The organism is Pseudomonas entomophila, from assembly GCF_029193575.1.
Classification (GTDB): Bacteria; Pseudomonadota; Gammaproteobacteria; order Pseudomonadales; family Pseudomonadaceae; genus Aquipseudomonas; species Aquipseudomonas entomophila_G.
Window position 1 is genome coordinate 24,246 of sequence record NZ_JARGCS010000013.1, and the last position, 11,163, is coordinate 35,408.

Sequence of the window (11,163 nt, forward strand, 5' to 3'; positions counted from 1 at the left end):
GGGTCAGTTGGATGCAGCGGCCAGTTCGGCGTCGTTGCCGCGCTGGCTGAAGGTGATGAGGGTGACGATCAGCGCCAGCACCGCCAGCGCGGCTGCGGCCAGGGGCACGCGGGTCAGGCCCAGTTCATTGGCGATGACCGTGCCGCCGACCCAGGCGCCGAGGGCGTTGCCCAGGTTGAAGGCGCCGATGTTCAGGGTCGACACCAGGTTCGGCGCGGCCTTGCCGTAGGCCACCACGTTGACCTGCAGGGCTGGCACGGCGGCGAAGGCGGCCACGGCCCAGAGGAACAGGGTGATTTCCGCTGGCACCAGCGCGCTGCTGGTCCAGCTCAGCACGGTGGAGACCACGGCCATGGTGGCGAACACGCCCACCAGGGTGGCGCCCAGGCGTCGGTCGGCGAGCTTGCCGCCGAGGATGTTGCCCAGGGTCAGGCCGATGCCGATCAGCATCAGGGTCCAGGTCACGCCGCGTGGCGAGATGCCGGTGACGTCACCGAGCAGCGGCGCGACGTAGGTGAACAGGGCGAACACCGAGGCCGAGAACAGCACGGTCATGCTCAGCGACAGCCAGATGCCGGCGCCCTTGAGCGCGGCCAGTTCCGAGCGCATGTCGACCTTCTCGGCGTCGCGTTGCAGCGGCAGGAAGCGGATCAGGCCGATCAGCGCGATCACGCCGATGCCGGTCACCGCCCAGAAGGTCGAGCGCCAGCCGGCGGCCTGGCCCAGGGCGGTGCCCAGCGGCACGCCAAGCACGTTGGCCAGGGTCAGGCCGGTGAACATCAGGGCCACGGCCGAGGCGCGGCGGTTGGCCGGCACCAGGCTGGCGGCGACCACCGAGCCGATACCGAAGAACGCGCCATGGCACAGGGCGGTGACCACGCGGGCGAACATCAGCAGGTTGTAGTCGCTGGCCACCGCGCACAACAGGTTGCCGACGATGAATACGCCCATCAACGCCACCAGCGCGGCCTTGCGCGGCAGGCGGGCGGTGGCCAGGGCCATGAACGGCGCGCCGATGGCCACGCCCAGGGCATAGCCGGTCACCAGCCAGCCGGCGCCGGGGATGCTCACGCCGAGGTCCTGCGCCACGTCGGGCAGCAGGCCCATGATGACGAACTCGGTGGTGCCGATGGCGAAGGCGCTGAGCGCCAGGATCAACAGGGAAAGGGGCATTGCAAGGTCCTTGTCAGAGCTCTTGGCTCATCTGCTTGAGGAAGGCCTGGATGGTTTCCTCGTTGCGTTTGAAGAAATGCCACTGGCCAATCTTCTGGCTGCTGATCAGGCCCGCGCGTTGCAAGGTCGCCAGGTGGGCGGAGACGGTCGACTGCGACAGGCCGCAGCGTTGATCGATCTGCCCGGCACAGACACCGTGTTCGGTGCTGTGGTACTGGTCGGGGAATTGCGTCGCCGGGTCCTTCAGCCAGGTGAGGATGTCTCGCCGGACCGGATGGGCCAGGGCTTTTATTATTTCGTCGAGATCGAGAGGCATGGTGGGGGCTCGTGGTGTGTAGCGGTATATCGCGATGAGGCGAAATATAAATCGGTGTTTCGCGATAGACAAATATGAAGAACGACTAAGCTGAGCCCGAATCGCTATATCGCGTTATAACGATATTGGTTCAGCCGGTGCTAGACTGCCGCCATGAACTACCTCGCACACCTTCATCTGGGCGGCCAGGCGCCGCAGCAACTGTTGGGCAGCCTGTATGGCGACTTCGTCAAGGGCAGCCTCGACGGGCGTTTTCCGCCGGCATTGGAAGCCGCCATCCGCCTGCATCGGCGCATCGACAGCTACACCGACAGCCACCCGCTGGTATTGGCGGCGCTGGCGCGTTTCCCGCGTGAGCGGCGGCGCTTCGCCGGGATCGTCCTCGACGTGTTCTTCGACCATTGCCTGGCGCGGCATTGGGCGGATTACGCCGAGCAGCCGCTGGCGCAGTTCACCGACGCGTTCTATCGGGTGCTGTTGGCCGAGCCGCAGTTGCCGGGGCGGTTGGCGCGGATCGCTCCGTTCATGGCGGCGGATGACTGGCTGGGGGCGTATGGCGATTTCGCCACGTTGGAGCAGGTGTTCGGCGGGATTGCGCGGCGCTTGTCGAAGCCGGAAGGGATGAGCGGGGTGATGGCGGAGCTGGAGCGGTTGTATGAGCCGTTGCTGGCCGACTTTCGTGAGTTCTACCCACAGTTGCAGGCATTCGCGGCGGCGGGGCGTTGAGGTTTTGGGGGGGCTGTCAGGGCCCTATCGCGGGGCCCACCCCAGCAAGCAATCAGGCCGCCCTGGCCTGCCGACGCGGCACCGCCACCTCGATTTCCTCGACCCCGAACAACGCCACCTGAATCGCCTGCTGCGCCAGAAACGCCAGCGCCGCACGTTCCTTGCCCTGACTCTCCACGGGCGGCAGCAGGTGAATCACCACTTCCCCTCGTTCCCGGCCAAACAGGCGCATCAGGTGCGACACCAGGTCGTCATCGCCAATGAACGGCGCGATCGGGTCCGCTTCGCCATCGCGCAGGTACTGGATCGCCACCGGCTGCACCGGCGTGCCCTGGTCGATGGCGCCGGCCAGCAGGCGCCCATGGAAGGTGCGCAGGGCGCGGCCATCGGTGGTGGTGCCTTCGGGGAAAATCAGCAACGGCCGGGCCTGGCCCAGTTGCTCGCTGATCTGCTCACGCAAACGCTGGGCATCCCCTCCGCCACGGCGAATGAACAACGTGCCGGCCTTCTCCGCCAGCCAGCCGGCCAGCGGCCACTGGCGCACTTCGGCCTTGGACAGGAACGACAGCGGGGTGAGCATGCCCAGCAGCGGGATGTCGGTCCACGACACGTGGTTGCTGACCCACAGCATCGGCCGGCGCGGCAGCGCGCCGACCACCCGCACGTCGAAGGGCAGGGCGCCGATCAGGCGTTTCATGAACAGGCAGGTCCAGCGCTGGCGCAACTCACTGGAAGCCTTGAAGCCCAGGCGTTCGCCGACGGCGATCAGGCTGGCCATGGCCATGCCCAGGCATAGCACCAGCAGCAGGCGCAGGAGGCGGGCACAGGCCCGCAGGCCCGGCATCAGACCGCCGCCTTGAAGTGGCGGGCATAGCGCGGGCAGAGGTCGTCGCGCTTGAGCAGGATGAACACATCGGCGACCTGGAAGTCCTCGTCCCAGCACGGCTCGCCGCAGATCTTCGCGCCCAGGCGCATGTAGGCCTTGAGCAGTGGCGGCATCTCGGCGATGACGTTGTTCGGCAGCGGCAGGTTCGGCAGCGGGTTCTTCGGCTCGGCACGCAGGTGCTCGGTGCACAGGTAGCGCTCGCGCAGGCGCTGCATGATCGCGTGGGCTTGCACGCCGCCATCCTGCATCGGGATGCTGGCGCAGCCCATCAGGTAGCTGTAGCGGCCTTCGTTGAGCACTTCGGCAAGCTCGCCCCAGAGCACGGCGATGGTGCCGCCGTTGCGGTAGGCCGGGTCGACGCAGGTGCGGCCCAGCTCCAGGATCGGCCCCTCGAGCTGCAGCAGGCCGTGCAGGCGGAATTCCTCTTCGCTGTAGAAGCGACCCAGGCTGCTGGCGGCCTGGTGGTCGAGCAGGCGGGTGGTGGCCACCAGCTCGCCGGTGCTCAGGTCGCGTACGCCGATGTGGCGGCAGTGCACGTCGTAGTCATCCATGTCCAGGCCCTGTTCGGCGCCCTTGAGCTTGGCCTTGAATTCCGCGCTGAACACTTTGTAGCGCAGGGCCTGTGCTTCCTGCAGGGCCGCGGCGCCGACCAGGCGTTCGGCTTGCAGACGGCGTTCAGTGCTGTTGTCGCCAGAGCGAGCGATCCGAGTCATTTGCGAGTCTCCATAAGCCAGCCAAAGAGGGTTGCGGCCGGTCGGCTTTGTTGTGCAAAGTCAGACTAGGTACGCCCGGTGTCACCCCCATGAATCTTTGGTGATGCTTACGTGACACCCCCTTCGAGGAGCCCGCCATGCCCTGGCTGCAACGACTCAACGACCCCCTTCGCCTGCCGTTGGCGGCTAGCCTGGGGGAAACCTACGGCGCGGCGCTCGAGCATCTGGGCGCGGTCAGCCCCTTCGAACTGGCGGTGCTCGGCGGGCGGGCCATGGCCACGCCTGGGCTGGCTTTCCTGGTCGGCTACCAGGCGGCCCTGCGCGTGCTCTGGCCCAGCGCGCCGGCAGGGCTCGGTGCCCTGTGCGCGACCGAGCGGCGCAGCGTGCGCCCGGCCGATATGCAGACCCGCCTCGACGGCCTGCGCCTGTCGGGCGGCAAGGGCTTCGTCACCGCTGGGCTGGAGGCCGAATGGTTGCTGGTGGCGGCGCGTTGCGAGGCCCAGGGCGAGTCGCCGCGCCTGAGCCTGGCGGTGGTCTACCCGGGGGAGCCCGGGGTCAGCCTCGAAGCCCTGCCGACCCTGCCGCTGATGCCTGAGGTCGGTCATGCGCGCCTGGAGCTGCGCCAGGCGGCCTGCGAGCTGTTGGCCGGCGACGGCTGGGACGCCTACGTGAAACCCTTCCGCACCCTGGAAGACCTCTACGTGCTCGCCGCCCAAGCCGCCTGGCTGTATGGGGTGGGGCAGGCGTGCAACTGGCCACAGGCACTGCGCTTGCGCCTGATCGGCCTGCTCGCCGGCTGCGCCGAAGGCAGCCGGCAATGCGCCGACAGCGTCGCCTGCCACCTGCTGCTGGCCGGGCTGTTCGCTCAGTTCCAGGGCCTGCGCGAAGACATCGACCAGGCCCTGGCTGGCGATCCGCAGCCTTGGGCGCAACTGTGGCAGCGCGACCAGGGCGTGCTGGCGTTGGCCACCGTCGCCCGGGAAAAACGCTTGGCCAAGGCCTGGGCCGCCGCCGGATTGTCATGAAGTTTTGGCAGCCTCGGTCGATCCGCGACACGGGGGACGACGATGGGCAAGTTGCAGGGATTGCTGGGCATGCTGGGGTGGTTGGCGCTGTCGGCCTTTGCCGAAGACTGGCCGGACCCTGACTGGCGCACCGACCCCGCCACGTTCGATTGGCAGGCCGTCGACGCCTACGCCTTCCCCGCGCGTGATGATGCAGGGCGCGGGGGCGTGCGCAGCGACGCGCTGCTGATCGTCCGCGATGGGCGCATTCTGCACGAGCGCTACCAGGCGCCGACCGGCCCCGACACCGCGCACCTGACCTGGTCGATCAGCAAGAGCGTGCTGGCCACGTTGCTCGGCGTGGCCCAGGGCGAGGGGCGCTTCCAGCTCGACGACCCCGCCGCGCGCTACTACCCGCCCTTGCAGGCCCACCCCCAGCTGCGCCTGGCCGACCTGCTGCATTGGGCCAGCGGCCTGGCCTGGCAGGAGGACTACGAATACGCGCCGCTGAAGTCGTCGGTGGTGGCCATGCTCTATACCCGTGGGCGCCGCGACATGGCTGCGTTCACTGCGGCGATGCCGGCCGCCGCCGCGCCGGGCACGCACTTTTCCTATTCCAGTGGCGACAGCAACCTGCTGGCTGCTGCCTTGCGCGGCATGCTTCCCCCCGGCCACTACGCCGACTACCCCTGGCAGGCGCTGTTCACCCCTCTGGGTATCACCCACGCGACCTGGGAGCGTGACGGCACCGGCACCTTCGTCGGCTCCTCCTACCTCTACCTCAGTGCCCGCGACCTGGCGCGCGTTGGGCTGCTGATGCAGCGTGATGGCCGCTGGGGCAAACGACAGCTGCTGCCGCCGACCTGGGTGGCTTTCAACCGCAGCCTGTTCACTGCCGCCGAGGCCACGCCCGGTGAAGCCAACCCCGGTGGCCACTGGTGGCTCAACCAGCCACTGCCCGGCCACCCGCCACCCTGGCCGCATGCGCCCAGCGACACCTTCGCCGCCCTCGGCCACTGGGGCCAGGCGCTGTACGTGCTGCCGTCGCAGAAACTGGTGATCGTGCGCTACGGCGACGACCGCGACGGCAGCTATCGCCATGATGAGCTGCTCAAGCGCGTGCTCGCCGCGCTGGCGAAGGAGGGCGCGTGAAGCGTGTATTGCTGGTGGCACTGGCACTACTCCTGGCTTGGGGCTGGCACGAACGCCAGGCATTGGCCGACTTCCCCGGCATCCTCTCGGCCTACTCGGCCAAGGAGTACTGCGCCTGCCGCTTCGTCATGGGCTTCGACCAGGCCTATTGCCGTGGCTACGTGAAGCAGTACCTGCCGCTGGGGCTGCTGGAAGAGGACAGCGCCGCGCGCACGGTGCTGGCCGAGGGCCTGGGACGGCGCAACCAGGCGGCCTGGCAGGGCGCGCGCGAGGGCTGCCGCTTGCTGCCGTGAACGGGCGCGGGGTAAGGTGGGCGGCCTTGTTTCCCGAGGTTTCACATGCCCACGTTGTTCCGTTTGCTACCCGTATGGTTGCTGGCCCTGTGCCTGCCCGCCCAGGCCAATTGGCACCTGGACGGCGAGTCTTCGCGCTTGTCGTTCATCACCGGCAAGAACGGCGACACCGCTGAGGTCCATCGCTTCCTGGTGCTGCACGGCAAGGTCGACCGCAAGGGTGCGGCCGAACTGAGCATCGAGATGGACTCGGTGAGCAGTGGCATCCCCTTGCGCGACGAGCGCATGCGCGATGCGCTGTTCGACGTGGAGCGCTTCCCCGAGGCGACCGTTCAGGCCCAACTCGACCTGCGGCCGATCAACGACCTGGCCAACGGTGCCCAGGTGGAACTGCGCCTGCCGCTGACCGTGACCCTGCACGGTCAGTCGCACCGCTACAACGCCTTGCTGCTGGCCACGCGCCTGGATGAACGGCGTTTCCAGGTAGTGACCCTCGAGCCGCTGCTGCTGCGCGCTGAAGACTACGGCCTGCTGCCGGGCCTGGCGACCCTGCGCAAGCTGGCCGGGCTCACATCGATCAACCCGTCGGTGCCGGTGAGCGCGGTGCTGATCTTCAGCGCCCGCTGACATGCCGGGGCCGGTCTTCCCCTGGCGGGATGGCAACCAGTTCGAACTGCTGGTCGATGGCCCCGAATTCTTTCCGCGCATGCTTCTGGCGATCGTGCGTGCCGAATACCAGGTCGACCTGGAGCTGTACCTGGTGGAAGCGGGAGCCTGCGCCGAGGCGGTGGTCGAGGCGCTGGAGGTCGCCGCCCAGCGTGGCGTGCGCGTGCGTTGCCTGTTCGACGACTACGGTTCGCTGGCGTTTCCCGTGGCCCTGCGCCAGCGCCTGCAAGCCGCGGGCGTGGCCTTGCGGTTGTACAACCGCCTGCGTTGGCGTCGCGGTTTGCGCAACCTTTACCGCGATCACCGCAAGCTGCTGTTGGTGGACGAGCGCTGGGCGGTGGTCGGCGGTACCGGCGTCACCGATGAGTTCTGGACCCCGGGCGCGGACACCAGCGAGTGGCATGAGGTGATGGTGCGCATGGAAGGACCGGTGGTCAGCGACTGGCAGTTGTTGTTCGACCGCCAGTGGCACGCCAACCAGCGTCGCACCGCCTGGCGCCCGCCGGAAGGCTTCGGCCTGCCGCGCCTGCCCAAGGTGCCCGTCCAAGGCCTGGGCCTGGGCCGGGTGGCCTACGCCGACGCCCGCCAGCACCGCGACATCCTGCATGCACTGGTGCGTGCGCTGAACAGCGGGCAGCAGCGCATCTGGCTGGCGACGCCGTATTTCCTGCCGACCTGGAGCGTGCGCCGCTCGTTGCGCCGCGCCGCGCACAAGGGTGTCGACGTGCGCCTGCTGCTCACCGGTCCGCGTACCGATCACCCCTCGGTGCGCTACGCCGGCCACCGCTACTACCCGCGCCTGCTGCGCGCCGGGGTGCGGATCTTCGAATACCAACCGTGTTTCCTGCACCTGAAGATGGCCGTGGTCGATGGCTGGGTCAGCGTGGGTTCGTGCAACTTCGACCACTGGAACCTGCGCTTCAACCTCGAAGCCAACATCGAGGCCCTCGACCCCTCGCTGACCGCCGCCGTGGTGGCCAGCTTCGAGCGCGACTTCACCCTGAGCGAGGAGGTCGACCTCGACCACTGGAACGCCCGGCCGTTGTGGCGGCGCATCAAGCAACGGCTGTGGGGCTGGCTCGACCGCCTGGTGGTCAACCTGCTCGACCGGCGCAACTGAGACCGACGGCGTATACCGTCGCTCGTCAAAGCGGACTATCGTGCAGGTTTGTTCCCCTGCAAACGAAGGAGTGTGTGCGATGAGCGCAAAGAAGATTCTCATGCTGGTGGGCGACTACGTCGAAGACTACGAGGCGATGGTGCCGTTCCAGGCCCTGAGCATGGTTGGCCACACGGTGCATGCGGTGTGCCCGGAAAAGCTCGCTGGGCAGACCGTGCGCACGGCGATCCACGATTTCGAGGGCGAGCAGACCTACAGCGAGAAGCCGGGGCACAACTTCGCCTTGAACTACGACTTCGTCCAGGTGCGCGCCGAGGGTTACGATGCGCTGTTGATCCCGGGTGGGCGGGCGCCGGAATACCTGCGCTTGGATGAGCGGGTGCTGAAGCTGGTCAGGGAGTTCGACCAGGCCGGCAAGCCGATCGCAGCGGTGTGCCATGGTGCGCAGTTGCTGGCGGCGGCGGGCATCCTCGAAGGGCGTGAATGCAGCGCCTACCCAGCCTGCGCGCCGGAGGTCAAGTTGGCCGGCGGGCGCTTCGTGGATATCTCGATCGACCAGGCGCACGTGGATGGCAACCTGGTGACGGCGCCGGCGTGGCCAGCGCATCCGGCATGGTTGGCGGCGTTTTTGAACGCGTTGGGTACTCGCTTTAGCTGAGGCAAGTCTCTGGGGTACTCGTTGACGGCCCAAGCTCCCCTTGGCTGCTTGAAGCCGGGGGGAGCGAGCTAGCGGATTTTTGGATAATAGATTCGTTGTGCGGCGATACGTCTATGGGCGTTATCGAAAAAGCCGCCCTTGACCCCCTTGAGCCTTTCCCAGTAGGGGATAGTTTCTTGCGGAAGAGTAGTTAATCCAGAGTGATTTCCGGCCCGTGTGAATTGCATCAGATCCGGGTGCTTGGTCAGGATCACATTGTCATAACCTGCTACCGGCCGCTGCAACACATCGGCGATCTTTTGTGCAGCCCCTGACGATCCCCCTTCGCAGGCCAGAAGAATAATTCCTTTTCCTTCTGGATAATTGACGCGTTTCAATTGTGGATTGATGTCCGAGAGGGCGACTTCTCGTGCGCTCCGATACTGCCCTTTGCTGTTCATCAAACTGCCTTTTGCGAAAAAACCGTCCCCATGTGTTTCGAACGCCGCAACGTCATTGCCCAAGAATTTTTCATGGAACACCACATCTGAATTACCGGGCTTTCGTTCATACAGAATGCGTGAGTTTCCATAATCCGTTCTCGCTGATGTAGACGAGGCTGACTTGCGTGCGGCTCCCCCTTTACGTCTGAGACTGTTTATTTTTTTCATGGCGCGGCCGCTCTTGTTGGCTAATGACCCTATCGCTTTAGGGGCCATTTCCACTGCGCTACCTACCAACCCTGTGCCCAACGACACCCATCCCAGGATACTGGCGGCCTTGTCGTCGTACCCGGTGGCTTCCAGTACCGTGGAGGCGATTCCGGTTCCCAACGAAATGGCACCCAAGGTCGCCGCCGCGATAGACGCCGCTCCGCTGGCCGTAAGGGCACCTATACCCCCGGCTGCAATCGCCGCGAAGGCCGGTGCGGCAGCGCCGAAGCTGGCGACCGTGGCCACCACACCCAGGGCCGTGCCGATACCGGCGACCAGCCACGTCCACCAAGCATGGCCATCCGGGTCGATGCGGTTGACCGGGTCGCCGCCGCAGTAGGCATAGGGGTTAAGCCCGCCACGCCCGAACGGGCTTTCGCTGTCGGGGCTGAGGAAACCCATCACGATAGGGTCATAGGGGCGGTAGCCGCCGGGGATGTACCAGCCAGTCAGCGGTTCGCGGCGCTCGCCCGCATAGGCGTAGGGACCGTTGGCGGGGTCTTCGGCCTCGGCGCCATGGGCGCTGTAGTGCCGGGTACGCACGGCGTCGTCGGCCTCCAGGCGCACGCTGCCCTGGGCGTCGCAGCCGAGCAGGGTGACGCGACGCACGCCGGCGGTGATGCGGTTGAGGGCGAACAGCGCGCCGTTTTCGCCGATGCGCTGGAGCAGGTCATCGCCGGTCTGCTCGTGGGTGAGCAGGCCGGCGCTGAAGAAACTGCGGGTGAGGGTGCCGTCGAGCACGCGGTCGGTGAGGTTGCCGCTGGGGTCGTAGCGGTAGTCGCAGGTCTGGCCGTTGTACTGGACCCGGGTGAGGCGGTCCTGGGCGTCCCAGGTGAGGGTGCGGCCGAGGCTGTCGGCGATGACCCGGCCACAAGCGTCGTAGTCGAGGGTAATCGACGCTGGCCAGCTGGAATGGGTATGGGCGATGGTGGTGACCTGGGTGGGGTCTTGGGTATTGTCGTAGGTGAAGGTGGCCTTGTCGGTGCTGCCGTCGGCGAAGGTGCTGTCGACCTGGGTGTAGCCGTCCAGGGCGTTGAAGGTGAAGACCTGTTCGATGATGCGGTTGCCGAAGGGGTCTTGCGGCGCGACGGCGGCGTCGGCGGTGTAGGTGGTCAGGCGGCCAAGGCTGTCGTAGTCGAAGGTTTCCTGGCCTTGGATGGCGCCGTCTTCCCAGGCCCGCGAAACCACTTGGTCCAAGTCGGAATACAGCAAGGTCTGCGTGCAGGTGCGGGTACTGCCGGCCGTGGTGGCGGCGAAGGTGCGGGTGTGCTCGCGGCCGAGGCCGTCGTAGGTGAGGGTTTGGACCAGGCGGTTGCTGGCGTCGGTGGTGGTGACGGTTTCGACACGGGAAAAGGTGTCGAAGGTGAAGGCGGTGGTGACGTCGTCCTGCAGGTGTTTTTCCAGGCGGCCGAAGCGGTCGTATTCGTAGCGGTGGTCGCTGCCGTGGCTATCGACGAGACCCTGGCGCAGGCCATTGAGCGAGTGGCGCCAGGTGGTGGCGTGAGTGTTGCCCTCGACGGTCCAGGTGTCCTCTAGCGGTTTGCCGGAGGGGGTGTAGGTAAGGTCGAGCGTGCCGAGGGGGCCGCTGCTGGTGTCGGGCTGGCCGAGGCGGGGGTGGTAGGTGAAGGTATTGGCGGGTTCGCCAGCAGGGGTGATGCTGAGCACCTGGTTGTCGAGGGCGGCCTCGTAGGTGTAGGCGACGCGCGTGCCGTCGGGCAAGCGGTTGGCACTGGGCGGAAGTTGGCCGGGCAGGTACTCGAAGCC

General features: G+C 66.8%; 12 protein-coding genes. 7 read left to right on the plus strand and 5 right to left on the minus strand.

The features are described 5' to 3' along the window. Nucleotides 1-3: 3 nt before the first annotated feature. Both P0Y43_RS07840 and P0Y43_RS07845 read right to left on the minus strand, forming a co-directional pair. Nucleotides 4-1,173, minus strand: a complete 1,170-nt coding sequence (locus tag P0Y43_RS07840; protein WP_275636738.1) for an MFS transporter — start codon at nt 1,171-1,173, stop codon at nt 4-6. A gap of 13 nt (nt 1,174-1,186) precedes the next feature. Beyond that, nucleotides 1,187-1,489: an ArsR/SmtB family transcription factor gene (locus P0Y43_RS07845; RefSeq protein WP_275636739.1), complete on the minus strand. Its 303-nt coding sequence runs from the start codon at nt 1,487-1,489 to the stop codon at nt 1,187-1,189. A gap of 153 nt (nt 1,490-1,642) precedes the next feature. Between P0Y43_RS07845 and P0Y43_RS07850 the strand changes: the two genes are divergently transcribed. Then, complete coding sequence (locus tag P0Y43_RS07850; RefSeq protein WP_275636740.1) at nt 1,643-2,215, plus strand: ACP phosphodiesterase; 573 nt, start codon at nt 1,643-1,645, stop codon at nt 2,213-2,215. Nucleotides 2,216-2,267: 52 nt separating this feature from the next. Here the strand turns inward: P0Y43_RS07850 and P0Y43_RS07855 are convergent, their stop codons facing one another. Continuing rightward, a complete protein-coding gene (locus P0Y43_RS07855; RefSeq protein ID WP_275636741.1) occupies nt 2,268-3,059 on the minus strand; it encodes a lysophospholipid acyltransferase family protein in 792 nt (263 codons plus the stop codon). Then, entirely contained in the window at nt 3,059-3,814 is a 756-nt protein-coding gene (gene olsB / locus P0Y43_RS07860; RefSeq protein WP_275636742.1) for an L-ornithine N(alpha)-acyltransferase, read from the minus strand. The genes P0Y43_RS07855 and olsB overlap by 1 nt, the downstream gene beginning before the upstream one ends. Before the next feature lie 137 nt (nt 3,815-3,951). On the opposite strand from olsB, the gene P0Y43_RS07865 reads away from it, so the two are divergent. The 6 genes from P0Y43_RS07865 (at nt 3,952) to P0Y43_RS07890 (ending at nt 8,707) form a co-directional block, all read left to right on the plus strand. After that, nucleotides 3,952-4,839: an acyl-CoA dehydrogenase gene (locus tag P0Y43_RS07865; protein WP_275636743.1), complete on the plus strand. Its 888-nt coding sequence runs from the start codon at nt 3,952-3,954 to the stop codon at nt 4,837-4,839. Between the two features lie 42 nt (nt 4,840-4,881). After that, nucleotides 4,882-5,970: a serine hydrolase domain-containing protein gene (locus P0Y43_RS07870; RefSeq protein WP_430540228.1), complete on the plus strand. Its 1,089-nt coding sequence runs from the start codon at nt 4,882-4,884 to the stop codon at nt 5,968-5,970. After that, entirely contained in the window at nt 5,967-6,263 is a 297-nt protein-coding gene (locus tag P0Y43_RS07875) for an amidase (protein WP_275636744.1), read from the plus strand. The genes P0Y43_RS07870 and P0Y43_RS07875 overlap by 4 nt, the downstream gene beginning before the upstream one ends. Nucleotides 6,264-6,308: 45 nt before the next feature. Beyond that, nucleotides 6,309-6,890, plus strand: coding sequence for a YceI family protein (locus tag P0Y43_RS07880; RefSeq protein WP_275636745.1), 582 nt, complete (start codon nt 6,309-6,311; stop codon nt 6,888-6,890). A 1-nt stretch (nt 6,891) separates the two neighbouring features. Continuing rightward, a complete protein-coding gene (locus P0Y43_RS07885) occupies nt 6,892-8,049 on the plus strand; it encodes a phospholipase D-like domain-containing protein (RefSeq protein ID WP_275636746.1) in 1,158 nt (385 codons plus the stop codon). Nucleotides 8,050-8,128: 79 nt separating this feature from the next. Then, nucleotides 8,129-8,707, plus strand: a complete 579-nt coding sequence (locus P0Y43_RS07890) for a DJ-1/PfpI family protein (protein WP_275636747.1) — start codon at nt 8,129-8,131, stop codon at nt 8,705-8,707. A 68-nt stretch (nt 8,708-8,775) separates the two neighbouring features. Here the strand turns inward: P0Y43_RS07890 and P0Y43_RS07895 are convergent. Then, nucleotides 8,776-11,163: RHS repeat-associated core domain-containing protein (locus tag P0Y43_RS07895; protein WP_275636748.1), on the minus strand; the 2,388-nt coding region annotated here is incomplete at its 5' end.